Source organism: Streptomyces sp. NPDC059455 (genome assembly GCF_042750115.1).
Taxonomy (GTDB): Bacteria; Actinomycetota; Actinomycetes; order Streptomycetales; family Streptomycetaceae; genus Streptomyces; species Streptomyces endocoffeicus.
Window position 1 is genome coordinate 12,490 of sequence record NZ_JBHYVB010000113.1, and the last position, 22,640, is coordinate 35,129.

Consider the following 22,640-nt stretch of genomic DNA (forward strand, 5'->3'; position numbering starts at 1 on the left):
CCGCGCCCGCCCTCGCGCGCCCCCCCCCCCCGGGGGGGGGGGGGGGGGGGGGGGGGGGGGGGGGGGGGGGGGGCCCCCCCCCCGCCGCGCCCCCCCCCCCCCCCCGGCGCTTCCCCCGTATGGCCGCTCGGCGTCCGCAACGCGCCACACCGTCCGGCGCTGAGCGAAATTTGTCCGCTTAGCACTTAAAGTCGCCCCATGCCCACGCCATATGGATCCCGCGGCGGAATGGCGTTCAGTGCGGATGAGCTGCGTGTGCTCCGACGCGCCCTCGCCATCGCCCTCCAACCCGACCCCGTCACCCCCTCCGCCGGCCCCCTCGGCCCGGACCGGGCGGAGGAGGTCCAGGACTGTCTCCGGCTCGCCGAGGCCGTGGACGAAGCGGTCCGCGAGGGCGGGCGGCTGCGAGCGTTCCTGCTCGACGAGCTCGCCCGCTACCGCGCCGCCCTGCCCGGCGCCGCCGTCGGCTATCTCGAGCAGCTCCAGGGCGCCCTCGAGGCCGGTTACGAGCCGCTGGCCGAGGATCTGGCCGCGCTCCGCGCGCTGTGCGGGTCGGCCGCCGGGGGCGGTGAGACGACGCGCCGGCGCGCGCTGCTGAGCCACTGCGAGCGCCTTGCCGAGCGGGGCGTGCGCGCCCGGCTCGCGGAGCGCTCCGGAGCCGTCGGCGCCGTCGTGGAGCCGCGCACGCGCCCCGTGGCACCCCGGCTGCGCGCCCTGCCCGGCGGGGTCTCGGCGGCGTCCGGGACGGCCGCGCAGGGGGCCGTCCGGAGGGGGCCCGAGGGGTCCGCTCGGAAGGGGCTCGAGGGCGCGCGGGAGGCCGTGCTCCAGTCCGACGAGCCGAAGCGTGAGCCCCGTAAGAAGCCCACGCCGCCGGAGCACGGCGACCGCGAGGAGCCGAAGCGGAGGGAGCCGGGCCGCCGGGCGCCGCGCCCGGGGCGTCCGGTGCCCACGCCGGCGGAGGTCTTCCCGCCCAAGCGCCGCCGTCCCTCGCCGCCCCCGGAGCACGAGTCGAGGCTCGCGCCCGGCGCCGGGGTCCGCTCCGCCTGACCTGGCGTCCCCGGGGCGCCCGGCCCGGGACCGGTGCCCGGCTCCGGGAGGCCGCGGCGCGCCGCGTAATCTGGTGGTCTCGAGCAAAAGGAGGCCGAGAGCAATGGATTACGTCTCCGCGCTGGTCCCGCCCGTGGTGATGGCCGTGGCCTTCACCGCGCTCATCGTGACGATGGTGAAGAGCCAGGGCGGCGCCAACAAGTCCAAGGAGGACGCCGCGGTGGACGCCGCGCTGGCGGCCCGCGCCGAGGCCGAGCGCCCCGCGCCGGAGCGCGAGACCTCCTGACCGGATCGATCACGCCGGATCACGCCCCGTGGACGCGTCGCGTCCCGGGGCGTGCGGCATTTCCCGTCCAACCCTCCGGACATTCGAGACATCTCCCACTATTATTCTCGGTGTGCCTCGGCCATTGGGAGATCTCGAAGACGCGGTCATGACGCGGGTGTGGAAGTGGAACCGCCCGGTCACGGTCCGGGAAGTCCTGGAAGACCTTCAGCGGGAACGCTCGATCGCCTACACGACGGTCATGACCGTAATGGACAACCTGCATCACAAGGGCTGGCTGCGCCGTGAGGTGGAAGGCCGCGCCTATCGATATGCCGCGGTCTCCACGCGCGCCGCCTACTCGGCCGCACTGATGAACGAAGCGTGGTCGACCAGTGACAACCCCGCGGCCGCACTCGTCGCGTTCTTCGGGATGATGTCCGAAGAGCAGCGCGACGCACTACGGGATGCCATGCGCGTCGCACAACTGGGGGAGCCGGGGGAGCGCCCCGGTGAGTCGGGGCGATGACCCGGGGCGATAGCGTCCGCTCATGTCCTCCCCACTATCAAAAGTAGTCACCGTCCGCCGTGCCCGGACCAGCGATGTTCGGGCGGTGCGTCGCCTCATCGACTCGTACGTGGACGATCGCATCCTGCTCGACAAAGCCACCGTGACGCTTTACGAGGACATCCAGGAGTTCTGGGTCGCCGAGCGCGACGAGGACGCTGAGCTCATTGGCTGCGGAGCGCTGCACGTCATGTGGGAAGACCTCGCGGAGGTCCGCACTCTCGCCGTCGATCGGACTCTCAAGGGCACCGGTGTAGGGCATCTGGTGCTTGACAAGCTGCTGCAGACCGCACGCTGGCTGGGCGTGCGGCGCATTTTCTGCCTCACCTTCGAAGTCGACTTCTTCACCAAGCACGGCTTCGTGGAGATCGGCGAGACGCCGGTCGACGGCGATGTCTACAGCGAGCTCCTGCGTTCCTATGACGAGGGTGTCGCCGAGTTCCTAGGTCTCGAACGGGTGAAGCCGAACACCCTTGGCAACAGCCGGATGCTTCTGCAACTGTGATCGCGGGCCCTATGTCCGAATCGCTCCCCTATCACATAGCTCCGGAACATGACCTTCCATGAGGCTTCCCGCTTGGCGGATCGGTCGAACCTTCGCGGGGGGTTTGTGTTTTTCCCGGAAAAGCGGTTTCCTATTCTCTCGTAGTGTAATTACCTGGGGGGTGAGTCATCAGCGGCTAACGCCGCGCCCCCGAGCCCCCCGTTTTCCCTGAAAGGAACCCCATGGCACAGAAGGTTCAGGTCCTTCTTGTCGACGACCTCGACGGCGGCGAGGCGGACGAGACCGTGACGTTCGCTCTGGACGGCAAGAGCTACGAGATCGACCTCACCACCACCAACGCGGACAAGCTCCGTGACGCCCTGGAGCCGTTCACCAAGGGCGGCCGGCGCACCGGTGGCCGGGCCTCCGGCGGCCGGGGCAAGGCGCGGGCGGCGGCGGGTGGTGCCGGTCAGGACACCGCGAAGATCCGCGCCTGGGCGAAGGAGAACGGCTACGAGGTCAACGACCGCGGCCGTGTTCCGGCGACCGTCCGTGAGGCGTATGAGAAGGCCAACGGCTGAGCGCGTCACCCTTCCCCGGCTCGCCGCTGCCTGGGCAGTGGCAGGGCGCGCACCAACCGGGCTCGGTGGCACTCCGTGGCCGCCGTGCTCACGAGCCGTACGAGATCGGGGGCGCCCCCATCGCCCCCGAAGCCTGTGCTCGGCAGCGTCGGCTCCACCTCGCCCTTCGTGTCGGGAGGTCGCAGCCATACAGCGGCCTCCTGCGGGCATCGCTCACCGGGCGCCCCGGCGGCCAGGGACGGTGGCCAGGAACGGGCGGGGCACGGCGCGGTGATCCGGCCTCCGGCGCCGATCGCGCCCAGGTCCAGGGCCACGCCGCCCCACTCCAGCCAGTCGAGCAGCCCTGGCAGCTCGTCCGCGCTGCCCGCGGCCACCAGGAGCCGCATCCAGGTGCCCTCCACCGCGGCCGGACCGGTCCGCGGTACGCGCCGCAGCATCGCGAAACCGGCCACGGTCGGCAGTTCGATGACGTCGAAGGCCACCCCCGTGAGCAATTCGACGGGATCGCTGCCGGCCGTCGGCCAGCCCAGCTCCCGCTCGTACCAGCGTGACCGGGCGGCCGGCGCGGACGGCCCCGCGCCGTGGGCCCTGAGGATCATGCCCGGCAGAACTCCCCGCCCGCCCGCTTGGTTACGCGGGCGGTCACGTTCGTACGTGATGATCTGCGTACGCGATGACGTTCCGTACCGGCCCGTGCGCGCCCCGTACCCGTAAGGGGTCCTGCAGGGCCGGTGAACGGGCGCAAGGTTGTTCGCCCATAGCGGATGGAACCGGCCCCCACGGCATGGAGTATCTGTGCTTGCGGGTAAGACATCCCTAGTGGGGAGGGGCGGTCCGCGGGTCGGGAGAAAGCGGCGTTCGCCATCGGCGTACTGACGGTGGGCGTAGATGCCTGGCCTGCGGGAACATCGTCTCGCACCATCGGGTTGAAGCAGTTGTCGGCTGTTCGGGCAGGAGGCAGTGGCTGTTTGCCCCGTGCGAGCGGGGGTGATCCGGACGGTTGTCGGCAGTTGGAATGAGCTGTCCCGGGTTGCGGGACTAGCATGCGGAAGGACAGGGAGGGGATCGTCCCCGATCTTTCTGACCGCTCTGAGGAGCGATTAACGATGTTCGAGAGGTTCACCGACCGCGCGCGGCGGGTTGTCGTCCTGGCTCAGGAAGAGGCCCGGATGCTCAACCACAACTACATCGGCACTGAACACATCCTCCTGGGCCTGATCCATGAGGGTGAGGGTGTCGCCGCTAAGGCCCTGGAGAGCCTCGGGATTTCGCTCGAGGCGGTCCGCCAGCAGGTGGAGGAGATCATCGGGCAGGGCCAGCAGGCCCCGTCCGGGCACATCCCCTTCACCCCCCGTGCCAAGAAGGTCCTGGAGCTGTCGCTCCGCGAGGCCCTTCAGCTCGGCCACAACTACATCGGTACGGAGCACATCCTGCTCGGCCTGATCCGCGAGGGCGAGGGCGTCGCCGCCCAGGTCCTCGTGAAGCTGGGCGCCGATCTGAACCGGGTGCGGCAGCAGGTCATCCAGCTGCTCTCCGGCTACCAGGGCAAGGAGGCCGCCACCGCCGGCGGCCCGGCGGAGGGCACTCCCTCCACCTCGCTCGTCCTGGACCAGTTCGGCCGCAACCTCACCCAGGCCGCCCGCGAATCCAAGCTCGACCCGGTCATCGGGCGCGAGAAGGAGATCGAGCGGGTCATGCAGGTGCTCTCGCGCCGCACCAAGAACAACCCGGTCCTCATCGGCGAGCCCGGCGTCGGCAAGACGGCGGTCGTCGAGGGACTGGCCCAGGCCATCGTCAAGGGCGAGGTGCCCGAGACCCTCAAGGACAAGCACCTCTACACCCTGGACCTGGGCGCCCTGGTCGCCGGCTCCCGCTACCGCGGTGACTTCGAGGAGCGCCTGAAGAAGGTGCTCAAGGAGATCCGCACCCGCGGCGACATCATCCTGTTCATCGACGAGCTCCACACCCTGGTGGGTGCGGGTGCCGCCGAGGGCGCGATCGATGCCGCGAGCATCCTGAAGCCGATGCTGGCGCGGGGCGAGCTCCAGACCATCGGCGCGACCACGCTCGACGAGTACCGCAAGTACCTGGAGAAGGACGCGGCCCTGGAGCGCCGCTTCCAGCCCATCCAGGTCGCCGAGCCGTCGCTGCCGCACACCATCGAGATCCTCAAGGGCCTGCGGGACCGCTACGAGGCGCACCACCGCGTCTCGATCACGGACTCGGCCCTGGTCGCGGCCGCCACCCTGGCCGACCGCTACATCTCGGACCGCTTCCTGCCGGACAAGGCGATCGACCTGATCGACGAGGCCGGTTCCCGGATGCGGATCCGCCGGATGACCGCACCGCCGGACCTGCGCGAATTCGACGAGAAGATCGCCGATGTGCGCCGGGAGAAGGAGTCCGCGATCGACTCGCAGGACTTCGAGATGGCCGCGGGCCTGCGCGACAAGGAGAAGCAGCTCCTGGCCGCCAAGGCGAAGCGGGAGAAGGAGTGGAAGGCCGGCGACATGGACGTCGTCGCCGAGGTGGACGAGGAGCTGATCGCCGAGGTCCTGGCCACGGCCACCGGCATCCCGGTCTTCAAGCTCACCGAGGAGGAGTCCTCCCGGCTGCTGCGCATGGAGGACGAGCTGCACAAGCGCGTCATCGGCCAGAAGGACGCCATCAAGGCGCTCTCCCAGGCCATCCGGCGCACGCGTGCGGGCCTCAAGGACCCCAAGCGCCCTGGTGGCTCGTTCATCTTCGCGGGCCCGTCCGGTGTCGGTAAGACCGAGCTCAGCAAGACCCTCGCCGAGTTCCTCTTCGGCGACGAGGACGCGATGATCTCGCTCGACATGTCGGAGTTCAGCGAGAAGCACACCGTCTCGCGGCTCTTCGGCTCCCCGCCCGGATACGTGGGCTACGAGGAGGGCGGCCAGCTCACCGAGAAGGTGCGCCGCAAGCCGTTCTCCGTGGTCCTCTTCGACGAGGTCGAGAAGGCCCACCCGGACATCTTCAACTCGCTGCTGCAGATCCTGGAGGACGGTCGGCTGACCGACTCCCAGGGCCGGGTCGTGGACTTCAAGAACACGGTGATCATCATGACCACCAACCTCGGCACCCGGGACATCTCCAAGGGCTTCAACCTGGGCTTCGCCGCCCAGGGCGATGTGAAGACCGGCTACGAGCGGATGAAGAACAAGGTCAACGAGGAGCTGAAGCAGCACTTCCGCCCCGAGTTCCTGAACCGTGTCGATGACACCGTCGTCTTCCACCAGCTCACCGAGGAAGACATCATCCAGATCGTCGACCTCATGATCACCAAGGTGGACGAGCGGCTCAAGGACCGCGACATGGGCATCGAGCTCAGTGGCGTCGCCAAGAAGCTGCTCGCCAAGCGGGGCTACGACCCCGTGCTGGGCGCCCGGCCGCTGCGCCGGACGATCCAGCGCGAGATCGAGGACGTGCTCTCGGAGAAGATCCTCTTCGGGGAGCTGCGTCCGGGCCACATCGTGGTCGTGGACACCGAGGGTGAGGGTGAGGAGAAGAAGTTCACCTTCCGCGGCGAGGAGAAGTCGGCACTGCCGGACACCCCGCCGATCGAGTCCGCCGCCGGTGGCGCGGGCCCGAACCTCAGCAAGGAGGCGTGACGCGTAGCCGTCCGTCGCCTCGGGGCCGCCCCGGACCGTATCCCGGTCCGGGGCGGCCCCCTTTTGTGTCGCGGTGCGGCGCAGGTGCGCAGGTGCGGCGCGGGTGCGCAGGTGCCGGGCAGGTGCGGCGCAGGCGCGCCCTGAGAGGCGCTGAGAGGCCCTGTGACGCCCTGGGAGGCCGGACCACGCAGATCCGTCCGGATCCGTCCGGGGCTCCCCTCACGCGCCCGCCACGATGACCTGGACGCCCTCCGGGACCCCGGTCACCTCCGCGTTGCGGTGGCTCAGCCGCAGGATCTCCAGCCGCGGGAAGACGGCCAGCCAGCTCAGGTCCAGGTCCGAGCCCAGGTCATAGGCGAGCCACAGCTCGGTCAGCCGCTCGGCCACCAGGCCCTCGGTCAGCTGCTCCGGGGTGAACGCCCCGGCTATCTGGACGCAGGGGCGGCCGCCGAGCCGGCGCAGCGCCCGCAGCTCCTCCAGGTCCGACACCGGAAAGTCGAGTTCCCGCTCATCGAGATGGGCGATGATTTCCTCGGCGTAACGGTCGGTGTCATATCGCCGCCAGGCGCCCGCGAGCCGCGCCCGTACCGCCCAGGAGGCGCGGTCCCGCAGCCGGACCAGATAGTCGATCGCGCGGTCGTCGGCTATCGAGGTGGCGGTGACGGCCAGCCGATGGGCTTCCTCATCGGATACCGCACTGGGATCGGGCAGCATTTCCAGCACGATAGGCCCGATCCAGCCCAGCGCACGGGCCCCTTCCAGCGAGGTCGGGCGTACCAGATCACGGGTATAGCGATGCACCCGGGAACGCACCTCGGGGTCCAGCTCCGTAGCGTGTTCCAGACATGCGGCCGCCAGGAGTTTGCGATGGCGGGCATGGACCGGCCGGGCGTCCTTACGGGCCGCCAGCAGCCCCTCGAGGACGTAGGCGCATTCATCGGGACGGGCGAGAGAGACGGACATTCTGATCACTTCTTCCCAGTCGTCCAGGTGTGCGTGGTCGATCAGGAAGTCAAAATCGTGCCGTTCGACGACCGCTCTCGCGCTGAGATAGTCCTGGAACGTTCGGTGCACGAAATCGACCGAACCGGGTGTGGGCTCGCGCAATAGACCGGTCCGGTTGAGCAGATGGCGGTAGATCTCCTCCGGCCCGCCCTGCCGCGCCGCGTGCGGAATGGCCGGGATGTACCGGCCGAGCGTCTCGAGGGCAGTGGCCCGGTCCATTTCGGACCGGCCGTTGACGAGCATCCAGTGCGCCAGCTTCTGCAGCAGCTGGATCTTCGGTTCCTGAGGGAGGTCGATTCCATCCGGCGACAGCATGGCGCGCTCGCGGTCGCGCCGTTCCAGGAGCATGGAAAGGGCCGCGTCATAGAGGGCCTTCCGGCCACGCGGCAGATAGCCGCGGCGGTCCCGGTGCAGTGCGCACAGCAGACCGCACATCAGTGGATTGGTGGCCAGCCGCCCGAGGTCCCGGGTAATCCTTACGGCGTCCAGCAGCGTTTCCTCGTAACCGCTGAGCCGGTCCAGATCGGCCCCGTCGGTGATGTCCTGGCGGGCCGCCGCATGCCAGCGCCGGATGAACGCGGTGACGCCCTCGCGGCTGAGCGGGGAGAGTTTCAGCTCGGTGAAGCGCTCCGAGGCGAGCCAGTTCTCCCGTACGGCCGAGGGGCGCGAGGTGACCAGCCAGACATTTCCCGGATAGCGCGCGGGAAGCTCGCGCAGCGCCTCCCGCAGCCGCTCCCGCTCCTCCTCCGGGGCCTCGTCCACGCCGTCCACGAGCAGCAGCCCGCGCCCGCGCGACAGCACCCGTTCGGCCCAGCCCGGCGGCTGCGCGGCGGCGTGCGGATAGCGGACGGCGGACAGGAAGCCCTCCGGCTCCGGGAAGCCGTCGCGGCGGAACCGGCGCACGGGGAGCACGAACGGCACCCGCCCGCGCAACCCCTCCAGCGGGGCCGGGAGGTCGCCGCGCGCCACGGACACCGCGAGCCGCTGCACCAGCGTGGTCTTGCCCGACCCCGCCACGCCCCACAGCAGCACCCGGGTACGCCCGGCGAGGGCCTGCTCGGCGGGGGCACTGGGGCCGCCCCCGTCGATCTCGGTCTCCAGGCTGAGATAGGCGGCGTCCAGCGGCCAGCTGTCGGGGGAGTGGGTCAGATCGATGCCGTAGATCGTCAGATGGTCGTGGGCGGCCACGATGTCCCGGGCGTAGCGCTCCTCGAATCCGGCGTCCTCGGCGGCCGCGACGAAAGGGGAGCGGCGGACGAGGAAGCGCAGCAGGTGCGCGCAGACGGCCTCCCGCAGCGAGGCGTGCGTCCGTGCGTCGGCCGCGTCCAGCCCCTCGTCGGCGTCGGGCGCGCCGACGGCCAGGTGCCGGGCGAAGGCTTCGGGGCCGAGCCGGACGGCCCGCAGGTCGTCCAGGTCGACGGTGCCGAGGGTGTGGAGGGTGCGGGCGAGCGCGTCGGTCAGCTCGGGCCGCGCCTGATCCGTGATCTCTTCGTCGATCTCCTTCGCGACGTCCTCGACGAGCGCGGAGGCGATCCGGGGCAGGTCCCGTTCGGTGAGCGTGCGGTGGTCGCCCTGGAAGGCGACGAGGGAGGCGATGCGGACGGGCCGGTCCACCGGCTCATCGGCGACGAAGAGTTCCTGGATCAGCGTGCCTATGGCTGAGGCTGCGCCTGCGTGTGCGGGATCCATGAGGCCCCGTCCCCCCGGTGACTGTTGTTCGCCGTTCAGAAGCCACCAGGGTAGGCACGGTCGCTGCCGGATGGGTGGGGGTTCGGCGTGGGTTCCGGGGGCGGCCGGTGGCACGGGGCGGGGGCGCGGTGGGGTGGTTGCGGTGCGTTGCCGGGTGCGGGGGCGCGGGGTCCGCTGGGTGCGGGTGCGTGGGTGGTGCGCCTGGGGTGCGTGGGTGGTGCCGGGGGCGGGGCCTCCGGGGCGGCGCCCTGGACCGTATATTTACGGCGCCATTGGCCGGGGACTTGCGTGGGCCGGAGATTGGCGCCACAAATACACGTAAGCGTCCAGGACACCACCCCTCCGACCCCACCCCCTCCCGCCGCGTCGGCGGCTCCCCGCCGGTGGCACGGCTCCCGGGGGCCCCGGGCCCGCCCGGTGACTACCGGTCCGACTCCTCCACCGCGAAGAGCTCGTCCAACAGCTCGTCTGCCTGGGAGACGGTGAACGCGCGGTCGAGCCAGTGCCGCAGGGTGTCGCGGTATGTGCATTCGCTGATGCGGCGGCGTGTCTCGGACCGGACGGTGATCCCCCGGTGTTCGAGGATGCGCAGGACTCCCTCGGCAAGCCCCGCCGCCTCCCCGTGGGCCTGGCCCTTGAGGAAGGTCTGCTCAATGAGGGTTCCCCGGCCGGGGAAGTAGCTACCTACTACGGCCATGGTGTCGTCAGCCGTCCTCGGTGAAGAGCTCGTCGGCGGTGGAGACGGTCATGGCACGGTCGAGCCAGTGGTCCAGTGTCTTGATGTCGGTGCAGTTGGTGATGCGCTCGCGGATCTCCGCCGAGGTGCGGATCCGCCTGTTTTCCAGGATGCGCAGCACGGCACGCGCACCCCCCACGGCCTCACCCACGGCCTGGCCCTTGAGGAAAGTCTCCTCGACAAGGGTGCCGCGACCAGGGAAGTAGCTGCCTACCACGCTCATCAGTTTCCTCCAGACGTCTCGTGCTGGGGTATTCCCCAGGCCGATCTCCAGTAGCTCCGAGTAGTACGGGCGGGACTCCGGGTCGGCCTTGGCGAGGGCCTGAGCCAGTGTTTTCAGTATGGCCGGAGCGTTTGGGTCGCGCCCATGTGTCAAGGCCGAGAAGGCAGCCAGGGTCAGATCCTGGGATGCTTCCTCGGGGTCGAGGATCACCGGGACGTTTCCGGGGCCCAGCACCAGCGGGTGTACGGACAGTGCTGTCCACCCCTCCACGCCGATCCGAAAGGGCCCCGCCGCCCAGTCGGCGGTTTTCTTGTCCTGGCAGACTACGAGTAGCAGCACCGGAAGCTCGTGCTTCGCTGCCATGTACGAGAGGTAGTACGCCCAGCTGACCGCCTTGTCCGGGTCGCGGCGCCCCTGTGCCTCGATGGCCAGGAGGAAGCCGCCGCCGTCAGGCGGAACCACGCGCAACACGCTGTCCACGCGCCGTTCCAACGGGCGGATCTCCGTGGCGTCGGGGGTGAGCACCTCGACGGCTGCTTCCTTTGGCAGCGGGACGTCCAATATGCGGAATACCGGCGCGAGTAACTCCGGTCGTTCTTGAAAGATGCGGTGTGCGGCCTCATGCCGCGAACTGACCATGTGTGTGAACGTAAGGTCATCGGGGCATTTGCGCGGGGCAAATGACAGGTGATCACCCGATTGAGGGAAGGACCCGCGTGGGGTCAGGCGGCGATCTCGTATGCGTGCTGCTGCGGGGTGAGCTCGAACCAGAGCAGCTTGCCGCTGATGCCGAAGAGGTCGTCGGCCAGGGGGTAGCCGCCCCAGTTGTCGGCGCACAGCCGGACGATGAGGAGGCCCCGGCCCGAGGTCGCGTCGAGGCTGGCGGCAGCCTCGGTGAGGGCCGTGAAGCGGTCGAGGGGGCTGGGCGGGGCGTCGAAGGGTGCGGGGATGGTGGGGTTGGTGTCCCAGATGCTGACGCGGAGGCGGTTCTCGCAGAGGTGGCGGATGCGGAGTTGGGCCGGGCCGTCGGAGTGGCGGACGGCGTTGGTGACCAACTCGCAGGTCAGGAGTTCCGCCGTGTCGGTCAGCTCGGCCATGCCGTGGGAGGAGAGGACCGCCCGGAGGGTGGCGCGTGAGATACGTGCGGCCCGTGGGTCGTTGGGGAGGCGGAGGGAGTACGTCCAGGGGTCGGAGGTCGGCGGCGGTACGTTGGCCATGGAGTCTCCCTCGGTCGGGCGAAGTTGGGGCACTTGCGCCACACAGTAGGGCCAGTCGTGTTAGTTCTAACGTCGATACGGAGATATGGCTCACGATTGCCCTCGTGTGGGTGACAAGGGAGACCGATGGCGACCACCAGTAGTCCTACGCTCAAGCAGCGACGACTCGGAGCCGAGTTGCGGAAGCTTCGTGAGCGCGCGGGCCTGACTTCCACTGCGGCCGCCGCCGAGCTGGGTGTCCAGCAGGCCCGCGTGAGCATGATCGAGGCGGGCCGGTACGCCGTGGGTGCCGATCGTGTGCGCGTGATGGCTCGCACCTACACCTGCGCGGACGATGACCTCGTGGATGCGCTGGCGGACATGACGGGCGGACGCACGCGGGGCTGGTGGGACGAGTACCGGGAACACCTCCCGGCCAGCTTCGCGGATATGGCCGAGTTGGAGCACCGGGCCCGAGCGCTGCGCGTCGCGCTGGTCATCCACATCCCGGGCCTGCTCCAGACCGTGGACCATGCCCGCGCGGTGATGCGGGAAGCAGCTCCGCCGTTGCGGGCATACGAGGTGGAGCACCGGCTGTCGCACCGGATGAAGCGGCAGGCGATCCTCTACGGCGACAAGCCGGTGCCGTACACCGCGATCATCCATGAGGCCGCTCTGCGCATGGAGTTCGGCGGGATGGAGACGGTCCGCGCCCAGCTTGAGCACCTCCTCGCCATGAGCGAGATGGACAACGTCACCATCCGGGTGATTCCGTTCGGCGGCGGGACCTTCCCTGGGACCGGGCAGTCGTTCGACTATGTCGTGGGGCCTGTACCGCAACTCGACACGGTGCAGCTCGATTCTGCCCAAGGGACCCAGTTCATGGACGCGGAGGCCGAGTTGGCCAAGTATCGGGCTGTCTTGGAACGGATGGAGATGGCTGCCCTCGAACCGCGGGAGACGCGGGACTTCATCCACGGCATCATGCGGACCATCTGAAGGGGAGAAACGTGTCCACGTACCAGTGGCAGAAGTCGTCTTACAGTGCTAACTCGTCCAACTGCATCAACATCGCGTGGCGGAAGTCCTCCTACAGCGCGGACGCGGGCAACTGCCTGAACGTCGCCGCTGATGGCAACGGCATAGCACTGCGCGAGAGCGACGACCCCAGCGTCATCCTGACCACCACACCCGCCGCCCTGCGCGCCTTCATACACGGAGCCAAGGCCGGTGTCTTCGATCGCATCCAGGAAGGCGGAGCGTAAGGGGCGACGGCCCGTCGGAGAGGGAGGGAGAACAGACGGCCCGTCGCCTGCGCGACCCTACGATCGGGCGCTGAGCGGGCACTTACCGCTTGCTGAGCCCGGCCGGAAAATGAGAGGCGGCCTGGCCGGCGGCCGGGGTACCGTCCCCGCATGGACTCGTTTCTTCAGATCTACGGCTGACACGCCGCTCTCTCCGGCGCACCGGTGACCACGCCCGTGCGCCGGGCCGTCGTGTCCATCTCGCCGTAGACATGAAACGAGTGATCCCATATGTCCCGTCGCCGCGCCCATATCGCCATGGTCGGCATCCCCGCCATCAGCCACACCCTGCCCAGCCTCGAGATCATCCGAGAACTCGTGGCGCGCGGGCACCGGGTGACGTACGCCAATGACGCCTATATGGCGGACGTCATCAAGCCGACCGGCGCCGAGTTCGTGCCGTTCGAGTCCACCCTGCCGGTCGCCGACAACGACTGGCCGGAGGACCCGATCGCCGCGATGACCCTGTTCCTGGATGACGCCATCCACGTCCTGCCCCAACTCCGCTCCGTGTACGACCGCGACCCGGCCGATGTGTACCTCTACGACATCGGCGCGTATCCCGCCCGGGTGCTCGCCGAGACGCAGGGGCGCCCGCTGGTCCAGTTGTCGCCGACGATCGTGGGCTGGGAGGGCTACCACGACGAGATCGGGGAGCAGATCATGAGCCTTCCCGGTGCGGACGCGTATCAGGAGAAGTTCGCGACGTGGCTCGTGGAGTCCGGCGCCGCCACCACGGATCCGAACGTCTTCTCCGGGCGGCCGCCGCGCTGCGTCGCGCTCATTCCCCGCGCGATGCAGCCGAACGCCGACCGGGTGAACACCGAGGTGGTGACGTTCGTCGGACCGTGCCTCGGCGACCGTGCCGACCAGGGCGGCTGGGAACGTCCCACCGGTGCGGAGAACGTGCTGCTGGTTTCGCTGGGTTCGGCGTACACCCGGCAGGCCGCCTTCTACCGCGAGTGTGTCGCGGCCTTCGGGGACCTGCCCGGGTGGCATGTGGTGCTGCAGATCGGCAAGTACGTCGACCCGGGCGAGCTGGGGGAGATCCCGGCGAACATCGAGGTCCACAACTGGGTGCCGCAGCTGGCGATCCTGGAGCGGGCCGACGCGTTCATCACCCACGCGGGGATGGGCGGCAGCAACGAGGGGCTGTACACCGGCTGTCCGATGATCGCCGTCCCGCAGGGTGCCGAACAGGCCATGAACGCCGACCGGCTCGTCGAACTGGGCGTGGCCCGCCGCTTCGACACGGCGGACGCCACCGCCGGGGCCCTGCGCGCCGCGCTGCTCGAGCTCACCACGGACCCGGAGGTCGCGCGCACCTCGGCGCGGCTGCGGGCCGAGGTGCGGGCCGAGGGCGGCACCGGGCGGGCGGCCGATCTGATCGAGGACGCGCTGCGGTGACACGGCGCTGACACGACGATGGCCCGGGCGGGGGTGGGGGGCGGGGCCAGCGGCCGGGGTGGGGGGGTGGTTTTACCAGGGGGTGGGGGGGCCCCGAGGGGGGGGGCCCGGCGGGGGGCGGGGGGGGGGGGGCTTTTTTGAGGGGGGGGGCGGGGGGTACACCGGGCGCTTACAGGCGTGGGCCCGGGCGGTTGGGGGGGGCGGCCCCCTCGGCAGGCGTCGTGCGGTTACTTCACGATCGTGATGCGGTCCGCCTTCGGCGGGTCCAGGGGCGAGGACTGCGACGAGTGCGCGCCCAGGTAGGCCGTGAACGCGTCCAGGTCGGAGGCGCCGACGAGCTTGTTCTTGCCCTCCTTGAAGACCGGGAAGCCGTCGCCGCCGCCCGCGATGAACTCGTTCAGCGCGACGCGGTAGGTCTTGGCGGGGTCGATCGCCTCACCGTTGAGCTTCACCGAGTCCGTGACGATCCGGTCCTTGCCGGACTTGGTCAGATCCAGGGTGTAGGTGAGGCCCTTGGAGACCTGGAGGATTCGCGGGGACGCCTCGTTGGAGCCGCTGACCTGCTGCTGGAGCGCGGTGATGAGCTGGGAGCCGGTCAGGTCGATCACGTTCATCATGTTGGTGAACGGCTGGACCGTGAACGCTTCGCCGTAGGTCACCACCCCGTCCCCCTCGCTGCCCGACGCCTTGTAGGCGAGGTCGGAGCGGATGCCGCCGGGGTTCATGAACGCGATCTGCGCGCCGCCCTTGTCGGACGGGGAGAGCGCTTCGAGCTGGCCGTCGGCGATGACGTCGCCCAGGGGCGTCTCGTACGCGGTGGAGCCACGGCCGTTGATGTCGGCGGAGATGTGGCCGACCGGCTTGCCGGCCACCGGGGCGGCCAGCTTGTTCCAGCGCCCGATGAGCGCGGTCATGTCGGGGGCCTTGGGCTGCTCACGGTCCACGACGTGGTTCGCCGCGTTCGCGCCCTTGACGTTCGTCCGCACGATGTCGCCGGTGCGGCGGTCGTAGGTGAGCGTGGTGTCGGTGTAGAGACGGCCGAAGGAGGCCGCGGAGGTCACCGTGCGCGGGGTGCCGGACGGGTCCGGGACGGTGCAGGTGTACGCCTGGTGGGTGTGGCCGGTGACCAGGGCGTCGACCTTGGGCGAGATGTTCTTGGCGATGTCGACGATGGGACCGGAGATCCCCTTGCCCGCACCGCCGTTGTCGCAGTCGTAGTTGTACGAGGGGGAGGCGGGCAGCCCGCCCTCGTGGATGAGCGCGACGATCGACTTCACGCCCTTGCCCTGGAGCTCCTTGGCGTACTTGTTGATCGTCTCGACCTCGTCATGGAACTTCAGGCCCTTGACGCCCTCGGCGGTGACGATGTCCGGGGTGCCCTCGAGGGTGACCCCGATGAAGCCGATCTTCACGCCCTTGTGCTGCCACACGGTGTAGGGCTTGAGGATGGGCTTGCCGGTCTTCTCGTCGGTGACGTTCGCGGCGAGGTAGGGGAAGTCGGCGCCCGGGAAGGTCTTGCCCTTCTCGTAGCAGCCCTCCTTGGGGTGGCAGCCGCCGTTCTGAATCCGGCTCAGCTCGGCGCGGCCCTCATCGAATTCATGGTTGCCGACCGAGGTGACGTCGAGGTCCAGCTTGTTGAGCGCCTCGACGGTCGGCTCGTCGTGGAAGAGCCCGGACAGCAGCGGGCTGGCCCCGATCATGTCGCCACCGGCGGCGGTGACCGAGTACTCGTGACCCTTACGGGCGTTACGGAGAGAGGTGGCGAGGTATTCGGCGCCACCCGCCGGGATGCTCTTGGTGGTGCCGTCCGCCTGGGTCTCGGTGACGGTGCCCGAGGAGCCCTGCGGGGGCTCCAGGTTTCCGTGGAGATCGTTGAAGGACAGCAGCTGCACGTCGACGGTGCGCCCGGGCCGGTGCTTGTCCGAGGCGGCGGCGCCGGTGTCCGCACCCGCCGGGCTCACAGCGGTCAGCACCCCGGCCGCGGCGGCCAGCACCGCGACTCCCGTGGCCAACCGGCGTCCCGCCCCGCGCCGTTGAGGTCTCGCTGGCATGTCGTCCCCTTGTATGCACCGTGATGGATGGTGGAGCGCAGCTTACGGTCAACGCGCGTAGCGGGGCAGGGGCATGAGGTTAAGAGCTGGTGGCCGATGGTCAACGGTGTGGGCCGACTTCGCCCGTTCGGCGGAAAAGTCCCGATGAGGGGTTTGAGTGGCGGTTCGTTATGTGAGCGTGCCGATCATGCGGAACGAACTCACGAGGCAGACGCCCATCCCCGCACAGGGGTCCGAGCTCCCGCCCGGCTTCTTCGAACTGGTCGATGACCTCAAGGCGATCGTCACGCAGGCGAGCGTGCGTGCTCAGCTCAAGGTCAACACCGAGATGATCAAGATGTACTGGGAGATCGGCCGGACGATCCTCGATCGGACGGAACGTGAGAAGTGGGGATCAAAGGTCCTTGAGCGGGTGGCGATGGAGCTGCGCACAGCCTTCCCGAACCAGCGGAGTTTCGGTGCGCGGAATCTCAAGTACATGCAGCAGATGGCTCGAACATGGCCCGAACAAATTGGGCAACAAGCTGTTGCCCAATTGCCCTGGGGACACATCACCGTCCTCATGGCGCGCTGCAAAACCCGCCCTGAGCTGGACTTCTACGCTCAGCGGGCCGTGCAGCAGGGGTGGTCCCGCGTCATGCTCGACCACTGGATCGACGCCCAGTTGCACCTCACCCAGGGCGCCGCGCTCAACAACTTCGACGCCACGGTCCCGGAGGACTCCGATGCCGTCAACGAGGTCGTCAAGGATCCCTACCGAGTCGACTTCACTCGGCTCTCCGGCAAGGTGGCGGAGCGCGACCTTGAGGACGCGCTGGTGCAGCAGCTCGTCCGATTCCTGACCGAACTCGGCGTGGGCTTCGCCTTCGTCGGGCGTCAGTACCCCATCAAGGTCGGTGACGAGGAGTTCCGGATCGACCTGCTCTTCTACCACTACAAACTGCACCGCTTCGTCGTCATCGAGCTGAAGACCGACAAGGCCCGCCCCGCCCACCTCGGCCAGCTCGGCTTCTACGTCACCGTCGTCGACGACCTGGTCCGGGACAAGGAGCGCGACGATCCGACCCTCGGGATCCTCATCGCCAAGAGCCGCGACAAGGGGACGATCGAGTACGCCCTGCGGAGCAACAACGCACCGCTCGCCGTGAGCACCTATGCCGCGCTGCCGCCCCATGTGAGGGAGCTGATGCCCAGCGCCGAGGATCTCTCCCGTATCGCCGACGACATCCTCGACGGGGATGGGGCAGCCGGGTGACTCGCCGGTAACAAATTGGCCAGCAGCTTGCTGGCCAATTGGGCCGCCGTAGGCTCGGCCCCATGAATGACGTGGCGAACGAGACATCCGGTGCCCGGCGGCTCGATGTGCTGGAGGAGTTGACGTCGGCCGAGGTGGAGGGTGTGCTGCGGCTGATCGCGGAGTCCGCGCGGGCCGATGGGCAGCAGGCGGTGTCCGAGCAGGGGCGGCTGCAGCTGCGGGGACGGCGGGAGGGGGTGCGTCATCTGGTGGTGCGGGAGCCCAGCGGGGAGCTCGTGGGGTACGCGCAGCTGGAGGACACCGACCCGGTGGAGGCTCCGGCCGCGGAGCTGGTCGTGCATCCGGGGCACCGTGGGCAGGGGCACGGCCGGGCGCTGGGGGTGACGCTGCTGAGGGAGTCGGGGAAGCGGCTGCGGATCTGGGCGCACGGGGGGCATGCCTCGGCGCGCCATCTCGCGCAGGTGCTGGGGCTGACGCTGTTCCGGGAGCTGCGGCAGATGCGGCGGCCGCTGGGGTCGCTCGCGGAGCTGGGTTTTCCGGAGCCCACCTTCCCGGAGGGGGTGACCGTACGGACCTTCCGGCCGGGTGTGGACGACGCCGCGTGGCTGGCGGCGAACGCGGCGGCCTTCGCCCATCACCCCGAACAGGGTTCGCTCACCCAGCGTGACCTGGACGACCGCAAGGGTGAGCCGTGGTTCGACCCGGAGGGGTTCTTCCTGGCCGAGCGGGGCGGGGAGATCGTCGGGTTCCACTGGACGAAGGTGCATGCCGAGGAGCGGCTGGGGGAGGTCTACGTCGTGGGGGTGCGGCCGGACGCGCAGGGTGGCGGCCTCGGCAAGGCGCTGACCTCGATCGGGCTGCGGCATCTGGCGGCCCGGGGGCTGCCGACCGCGATGCTCTATGTGGACGCCGACAACTTCGCCGCGGTCGCGGTCTACGAGCGGCTCGGCTTCGTCACTCATGAGACGGATCTGATGTATCGGACGGAGACCTGATCGAGACCTGAGCGGGACCTGAGCCCGGGGGCGTGAAGGGGGCCCCGGGGGGCGTGAAGAGGGCGGGACCCCTGGGAGATGGGTCCCGATTTCCTACGCGCCATGTGTCCGTTACCGGCGATTCAACCTTGGTTGCGAGCATCACTGAATGCAGCCCGCTGTGCCGAATTCGTCGAACCGGAGGCTCCGTGCCGTTTCCGCACCCGCTTCCGCCACGCCGTATTCACCTCCGGCGCGGAACAATGAGTTCATGAGCCACACAAGCGGTCAGGCATCGGTTTCCCCGGAGCCCCAGCCCCACTCGCAGCCTTCGGTCGGGTCCATCGCGGCCCACCGGCCGCATGCTGTCGCCGCACCGGTGCGGTCGCTCGACCCCGACCTCGACGCCGACCTGGACTCGTATGAGGAGGTCGCCGGGCCTGGCACGGAGGGCGGGGAGCTGCCGCAGGGGCGGTTCCTGGACCGGGAGCGCAGCTGGCTCGCGTTCAACGAGCGGGTGCTGGAGCTGGCCGAGGATCCGTCCACGCCGCTGCTGGAGCGGGCCAACTTCCTGGCGATCTTCGCCAGCAATCTGGACGAGTTCTTCATGGTGCGGGTCGCCGGCCTCAAGCGGCGCATCGCCACCGGGGTCGCCACCCGCTCGGCCTCCGGGCTGCAGCCGCGCGAGGTGCTGGAGCTGATCTGGAACCGGTCCCGTGAGCTCATGGCCCGGCATGCCGCCTGCTACCAGCAGGACGTCGCCCCGGCGCTCGCGGACGAGGGCATCCATCTGGTCCGCTGGCCGGATCTCACCGAGAAGGAGCAGTCCCGCCTCTTCACCCTCTTCCGGCAGCAGATATTCCCGGTGCTGACCCCGCTCGCCGTGGACCCGGCGCACCCCTTCCCGTACATCTCGGGGCTGTCGCTGAATCTCGCGGTCGTGGTGCGCAACCCCGTCAGCGGGCATGATCACTTCGCACGTGTGAAGGTTCCGCCGTCGCTCTCCCGGTTCCTGGAGGCGTCGCCGCAGCGGTACGTGCCGCTCGAGGACGTGATCGCGGCGCATCTGGAGGCGCTGTTCCCGGGGATGGAGGTGCTCGCGCACCATATGTTCCGGGTGACCCGCAACGAGGACCTCGAGGTCGAGGAGGACGACGCCGAGAACCTCCTGCAGGCCCTGGAGAAGGAGCTGCTGCGGCGCCGCTTCGGGCCCCCGGTGCGGCTCGAGGTCGAGGAGTCCATCGACCCGTATGTGCTGGACCTGTTGGTGCGCGAGCTGAAGGTCTCGGACGCGGAGGTCTATCCGCTGCCCGGGCCGCTCGACCTCACCGGCCTGTTCGGCATAGCCGCGCTGGACCGGCTGGAGCTGAAGTACCCCAAGTTCGTGGCGGGCACCCACCGGGATCTCGCCGAGGTGGAGTCCGCCTCCCCGCCGGACATCTTCGCGGCGCTGCGCGAGCGGGACGTCCTCCTCCACCACCCGTACGACTCCTTCTCCACCTCCGTGCAGGCGTTCCTGGAGCAGGCGGCCGCCGATCCGGACGTCCTGGCGATCAAGCAGACGCTGTACCGCACCTCTGGCAAGTCGCCGATCGTCGACGCGCTCATAGACGCCGCCGAGTCCGGCAAGCAGGTGCTGGTGCTGGTCGAGATCAAGGCCCGCTTCGACGAGCACGCCAACATCAAGTGGGCGCGCAAGCTGGAGGAGGCCGGCTGCCACGTCGTCTACGGCCTGCTGGGCCTGAAGACCCACTGCAAGCTGTCGCTGGTGGTCCGCCAGGAGGGCGACACCCTCACCCGCTACTCGCACGTGGGCACCGGCAACTACCACCCCAAGACCGCCCGGCTGTACGAGGACCTGGGGCTGCTGACGGCGAACTCCCAGGTCGGCGCGGACCTCTCCGACCTCTTCAACCGGCTGAGCGGCTACTCCCGGCGGGAGAACTACCGGCGGCTGCTGGTCGCCCCCAAGTCGCTGCGCGACGGGCTGATCACCCGGATCAACAAGGAGATCACCCACCATCGGGCGGGGCGCCCGGCCTACGTCAAGATCAAGGTCAACTCGATGGTCGACGAGGCCGTCGTCGACGCCCTCTACCGGGCCTCCCAGGCCGGGGTGCCGGTCGATGTGTGGGTGCGCGGCATCTGCGCGCTGCGGCCGGGCGTCCCCGGGCTCTCGGAGAGCATCCGGGTCCGCTCGGTCCTCGGACGCTTCCTGGAGCATTCGCGCGTGTTCGCGTTCGGGAACGGTGGCGAGCCGGAGGTGTGGATCGGCAGCGCCGACATGATGCACCGCAATCTCGACCGCCGGATCGAGGCGCTGGTGCGGGTCACCGACCCCGGCCATCGCGCCGCCCTCAACCGCCTGCTGGAGACCGGGATGGCCGACTCCACCTCCTCCTGGCACCTGGGCCCGGACGGTGAGTGGACCCGGCACGCCACGGACGCGGACGGCCAGCCGCTGCGGAACGTTCAGGAGATGCTCATCGACGCCCGGAGGCGACGGCGTGGTTCAACGACATGACCTGCCGCCGGCCGGGCTGACGGGCGCCGCGGACCCGGCCGCCGACCCGTCCCGCCCGGGGGCCGACGGCGTGACGGACCGGGCGGCGGAGGCCACGACGGCACCTTCCGCGGCTTCGGCGCTTTCGGCGGCTCCGGCACCTTCGGCGGCTTCGGGGGCTTCCGCTTCCGCCGCGGCTTCGGCGGCTTCGGGAGCGCCTGCGTGGGAGGCGGCGACGGCGGGGGAGGTGCTGTCGGCGTATCTGCACGGCCAGGCCGGGAACTTCCTGCGCAGCCTGCGGCTGCACCGCGAGAGCGGCTCCGACGTCCAGGAGGCGGCCGAGGCCGCCCGGCTGTTGCGCCGCGCCGCGCGGCGGATCAGCGGCGCGCTCTACGTCTACCGCCCGATCACCGACACGGCCTGGTCCGATGAGCTGCGGACCGAGCTGGCCTGGCTGTCCGGCACGCTGGCGCGGGAGCACGCCTACGCGGAGCGGCTGGACCGGCTGCGCGGCGCCCTGCACCGGCTCTCGGGCGCGGGCGGCCCCTCGGACCGCTCACCACAGGGCGAGGGAACGGCCGCCGAGACGGCGAGCCCGGGTGAGCGATCCTCCGACACACAGCCTGTGAACGCGGCGCATGCCACGAGCGCCACGAGCGCCACGAGCGCCGCGCGCGGCGGGGTCACGCTCGCGGTCGACGGCGCGGGCGGCCCCTCCGGCACCGCGGGCCCGATTCCCCGCTCCACCCGTGCCTCCCGCCGCAGCGTCTCCCTGGCCGCCGGAGCGCCGGGAGGCGGGGCCGCGGACCCTGTCGGGGGGCAGGGTGCGCGGCCCGGTCCGGCCGAAGCGGGCGGCGGCGCCGAGGGCACGGCCGGAACGACCAGGGACCGGGACAGGGATCGGGACCGGGACGAGGGCCGGGCGGCCGGACGGCGCCGCGGCGAGCGCGGCGACAAGAGCGGCCGGGGCGCCAAGGGCGAGAAGGGCGAGCGGTCCGGCCAGCCGGGCGCGGCCCACCAGCGGGCCGGTGCCGAGGAGGAGGCCCGCGGCGGGGCGCTGACCGTGGGCGCGGCCCGCGCCGGAGCGCTGCTGGAGCGCCAGCTCACGCTGGCCCGGACCCGGGCCCACACCGCTGCCCTGGAGGCGCTCGGCTCCTCCCGCTTCCACGCGGTCGCCGACACCGTCGCCCTGCTCGCCTCCGATGTCCCGCTCGACGAGGCCAACGCCGCCCGCCCCGCCGGGCAGGTGCTGCCGCCGCTCGCCGAGCTGGCGAACCGGCGGCTGGCCGAGTCGGTGGAGGCGCTGCCACTGGTCCGCGCCGGGCATCCGTACAACGCGGAGGCGCTGGTCCACGGCCTGGCGGCGACTCCCGCGGCGGACGCCCCGCCCGCCAGCGAGCGCCAGGACGCCCCCTGGCACCACGTGCGCCATCTGCTGCGGCTGCGGCGGTACGCGCTGGAGGTGCTCGACCAGGCGTGGCAGCAGCCGGACGGGGCGAGCGGGCCCAATGGCTCCGGCCCGGGCGGCTCCGGTCCGGGCGGCTCCGGTCCCGTGGACGCCGAGCCGCCGCTGTCGGTGCGGCTGCTGGCCGCCGGGCAGGCGCTGGAGCGCCATCGCGACGCGGCCGAGGGGGGCCCCCCCCCGGCGGGGGGCGCCCCGGCCCCCCCGGACCCCCCCGGCCCGGCCGGCCCCCGCGGGGGGGGGCCCGCCCCCACGCCG

Annotated in this window: 19 protein-coding genes; 13 read left to right on the forward strand and 6 right to left on the reverse strand. The window is 70.3% G+C overall.

Annotated features, from left to right (window positions below):
- The first annotated feature begins 198 nt into the window (after positions 1-198).
- The 5 genes from ACFXB5_RS32565 to ACFXB5_RS32585 all read left to right on the forward strand — a co-directional run bounded on the left by ACFXB5_RS32565 (position 199) and on the right by ACFXB5_RS32585 (position 2,945).
- Entirely contained in the window at positions 199-1,047 is an 849-nt protein-coding gene (locus tag ACFXB5_RS32565) for a hypothetical protein (protein WP_385214599.1), read from the forward strand.
- A gap of 103 nt (positions 1,048-1,150) precedes the next feature.
- Positions 1,151-1,333 carry a hypothetical protein gene (locus ACFXB5_RS32570; RefSeq protein ID WP_044573347.1) on the forward strand — a complete coding sequence of 61 codons (183 nt, stop codon included), beginning with the start codon at positions 1,151-1,153 and terminating at the stop codon, positions 1,331-1,333.
- 112 nt (positions 1,334-1,445) lie between these two features.
- Positions 1,446-1,841, forward strand: coding sequence for a BlaI/MecI/CopY family transcriptional regulator (locus tag ACFXB5_RS32575; protein ID WP_385214602.1), 396 nt, complete (start codon positions 1,446-1,448; stop codon positions 1,839-1,841).
- Between the two features lie 22 nt (positions 1,842-1,863).
- Positions 1,864-2,385, forward strand: a complete 522-nt coding sequence (locus tag ACFXB5_RS32580; protein ID WP_262704782.1) for an amino-acid N-acetyltransferase — start codon at positions 1,864-1,866, stop codon at positions 2,383-2,385.
- 221 nt (positions 2,386-2,606) lie between these two features.
- Positions 2,607-2,945 (forward strand): Lsr2 family protein, encoded by a 339-nt coding sequence (locus ACFXB5_RS32585; protein ID WP_020870378.1) that lies wholly within the window; start codon positions 2,607-2,609, stop codon positions 2,943-2,945.
- A gap of 5 nt (positions 2,946-2,950) precedes the next feature.
- Here the strand turns inward: ACFXB5_RS32585 and ACFXB5_RS32590 are convergent, their stop codons facing one another.
- On the reverse strand, positions 2,951-3,544 hold the full coding sequence (locus ACFXB5_RS32590; RefSeq protein WP_385214606.1) for an SCO3374 family protein: 594 nt from the start codon (positions 3,542-3,544) through the stop codon (positions 2,951-2,953).
- Positions 3,545-4,051: 507 nt separating this feature from the next.
- Between ACFXB5_RS32590 and ACFXB5_RS32595 the strand changes: the two genes are divergently transcribed.
- A complete protein-coding gene (locus tag ACFXB5_RS32595; protein WP_020870380.1) occupies positions 4,052-6,577 on the forward strand; it encodes an ATP-dependent Clp protease ATP-binding subunit in 2,526 nt (841 codons plus the stop codon).
- Positions 6,578-6,796: 219 nt separating this feature from the next.
- On the opposite strand, the gene ACFXB5_RS32600 is transcribed toward ACFXB5_RS32595, so the two are convergent.
- The 4 genes from ACFXB5_RS32600 to ACFXB5_RS32615 all read right to left on the reverse strand — a co-directional run bounded on the left by ACFXB5_RS32600 (position 6,797) and on the right by ACFXB5_RS32615 (position 11,447).
- Entirely contained in the window at positions 6,797-9,271 is a 2,475-nt protein-coding gene (locus ACFXB5_RS32600) for an NACHT domain-containing protein (RefSeq protein WP_385214609.1), read from the reverse strand.
- A gap of 421 nt (positions 9,272-9,692) precedes the next feature.
- Entirely contained in the window at positions 9,693-9,968 is a 276-nt protein-coding gene (locus ACFXB5_RS32605; RefSeq protein WP_059142486.1) for a hypothetical protein, read from the reverse strand.
- Positions 9,969-9,975: 7 nt separating this feature from the next.
- Positions 9,976-10,869: a hypothetical protein gene (locus tag ACFXB5_RS32610; protein WP_385214611.1), complete on the reverse strand. Its 894-nt coding sequence runs from the start codon at positions 10,867-10,869 to the stop codon at positions 9,976-9,978.
- 83 nt (positions 10,870-10,952) lie between these two features.
- Positions 10,953-11,447, reverse strand: a complete 495-nt coding sequence (locus ACFXB5_RS32615; RefSeq protein ID WP_385214613.1) for an ATP-binding protein — start codon at positions 11,445-11,447, stop codon at positions 10,953-10,955.
- Positions 11,448-11,573: 126 nt separating this feature from the next.
- On the opposite strand from ACFXB5_RS32615, the gene ACFXB5_RS32620 reads away from it, so the two are divergent.
- The 3 genes from ACFXB5_RS32620 to ACFXB5_RS32630 all read left to right on the forward strand — a co-directional run bounded on the left by ACFXB5_RS32620 (position 11,574) and on the right by ACFXB5_RS32630 (position 14,137).
- Positions 11,574-12,425 carry a helix-turn-helix domain-containing protein gene (locus ACFXB5_RS32620; RefSeq protein WP_385214616.1) on the forward strand — a complete coding sequence of 284 codons (852 nt, stop codon included), beginning with the start codon at positions 11,574-11,576 and terminating at the stop codon, positions 12,423-12,425.
- Positions 12,426-12,436: 11 nt separating this feature from the next.
- Positions 12,437-12,691 (forward strand): DUF397 domain-containing protein, encoded by a 255-nt coding sequence (locus tag ACFXB5_RS32625; RefSeq protein WP_385214618.1) that lies wholly within the window; start codon positions 12,437-12,439, stop codon positions 12,689-12,691.
- Positions 12,692-12,961: 270 nt separating this feature from the next.
- Positions 12,962-14,137: a macrolide family glycosyltransferase gene (locus ACFXB5_RS32630; protein WP_385214621.1), complete on the forward strand. Its 1,176-nt coding sequence runs from the start codon at positions 12,962-12,964 to the stop codon at positions 14,135-14,137.
- Positions 14,138-14,364: 227 nt separating this feature from the next.
- Here the strand turns inward: ACFXB5_RS32630 and ACFXB5_RS32635 are convergent, their stop codons facing one another.
- The gene (locus ACFXB5_RS32635; protein WP_385214624.1) at positions 14,365-16,188 is read right to left on the reverse strand and encodes a bifunctional metallophosphatase/5'-nucleotidase; all 1,824 of its coding nucleotides are present in this window, start codon (positions 16,186-16,188) and stop codon (positions 14,365-14,367) included.
- 187 nt (positions 16,189-16,375) lie between these two features.
- Between ACFXB5_RS32635 and ACFXB5_RS32640 the strand changes: the two genes are divergently transcribed.
- The 4 genes from ACFXB5_RS32640 to ACFXB5_RS32655 form a co-directional block, all read left to right on the forward strand.
- Complete coding sequence (locus tag ACFXB5_RS32640) at positions 16,376-17,443, forward strand: YhcG family protein (RefSeq protein ID WP_385214627.1); 1,068 nt, start codon at positions 16,376-16,378, stop codon at positions 17,441-17,443.
- 62 nt (positions 17,444-17,505) lie between these two features.
- Positions 17,506-18,438 carry a mycothiol synthase gene (gene mshD / locus ACFXB5_RS32645; RefSeq protein ID WP_385214629.1) on the forward strand — a complete coding sequence of 311 codons (933 nt, stop codon included), beginning with the start codon at positions 17,506-17,508 and terminating at the stop codon, positions 18,436-18,438.
- A 250-nt stretch (positions 18,439-18,688) separates the two neighbouring features.
- Positions 18,689-20,941, forward strand: coding sequence for an RNA degradosome polyphosphate kinase (locus tag ACFXB5_RS32650; protein ID WP_385214632.1), 2,253 nt, complete (start codon positions 18,689-18,691; stop codon positions 20,939-20,941).
- Positions 20,925-22,640, forward strand: a 1,716-nt coding sequence (locus tag ACFXB5_RS32655) for a CHAD domain-containing protein (RefSeq protein WP_385214635.1), incomplete at its 3' end; no start/stop codon positions are given. The genes ACFXB5_RS32650 and ACFXB5_RS32655, both read left to right, overlap by 17 nt.

Excerpts from the sequence above, each read along its gene's own strand:
- ACFXB5_RS32565 (WP_385214599.1), top strand. The coding sequence starts at position 199 with ATGCCCACGCCATATGGATCCCGCGGCGGAATGGCGTTCAGTGCGGAT.
- ACFXB5_RS32570 (WP_044573347.1), top strand. The coding sequence starts at position 1,151 with ATGGATTACGTCTCCGCGCTGGTCCCGCCCGTGGTGATGGCCGTGGCC.
- ACFXB5_RS32580 (WP_262704782.1), top strand. The coding sequence starts at position 1,864 with ATGTCCTCCCCACTATCAAAAGTAGTCACCGTCCGCCGTGCCCGGACC.
- ACFXB5_RS32585 (WP_020870378.1), top strand. The coding sequence starts at position 2,607 with ATGGCACAGAAGGTTCAGGTCCTTCTTGTCGACGACCTCGACGGCGGC.
- ACFXB5_RS32590 (WP_385214606.1), bottom strand. The coding sequence starts at position 3,544 with ATGATCCTCAGGGCCCACGGCGCGGGGCCGTCCGCGCCGGCCGCCCGG.
- ACFXB5_RS32595 (WP_020870380.1), top strand. The coding sequence starts at position 4,052 with ATGTTCGAGAGGTTCACCGACCGCGCGCGGCGGGTTGTCGTCCTGGCT.
- ACFXB5_RS32600 (WP_385214609.1), bottom strand. The coding sequence starts at position 9,271 with ATGGATCCCGCACACGCAGGCGCAGCCTCAGCCATAGGCACGCTGATC.
- ACFXB5_RS32605 (WP_059142486.1), bottom strand. The coding sequence starts at position 9,968 with ATGGCCGTAGTAGGTAGCTACTTCCCCGGCCGGGGAACCCTCATTGAG.
- ACFXB5_RS32610 (WP_385214611.1), bottom strand. The coding sequence starts at position 10,869 with ATGGTCAGTTCGCGGCATGAGGCCGCACACCGCATCTTTCAAGAACGA.
- ACFXB5_RS32615 (WP_385214613.1), bottom strand. The coding sequence starts at position 11,447 with ATGGCCAACGTACCGCCGCCGACCTCCGACCCCTGGACGTACTCCCTC.
- ACFXB5_RS32620 (WP_385214616.1), top strand. The coding sequence starts at position 11,574 with ATGGCGACCACCAGTAGTCCTACGCTCAAGCAGCGACGACTCGGAGCC.
- ACFXB5_RS32630 (WP_385214621.1), top strand. The coding sequence starts at position 12,962 with ATGTCCCGTCGCCGCGCCCATATCGCCATGGTCGGCATCCCCGCCATC.
- ACFXB5_RS32635 (WP_385214624.1), bottom strand. The coding sequence starts at position 16,188 with ATGCCAGCGAGACCTCAACGGCGCGGGGCGGGACGCCGGTTGGCCACG.
- ACFXB5_RS32640 (WP_385214627.1), top strand. The coding sequence starts at position 16,376 with ATGCGGAACGAACTCACGAGGCAGACGCCCATCCCCGCACAGGGGTCC.
- mshD (WP_385214629.1), top strand. The coding sequence starts at position 17,506 with ATGAATGACGTGGCGAACGAGACATCCGGTGCCCGGCGGCTCGATGTG.
- ACFXB5_RS32650 (WP_385214632.1), top strand. The coding sequence starts at position 18,689 with ATGAGCCACACAAGCGGTCAGGCATCGGTTTCCCCGGAGCCCCAGCCC.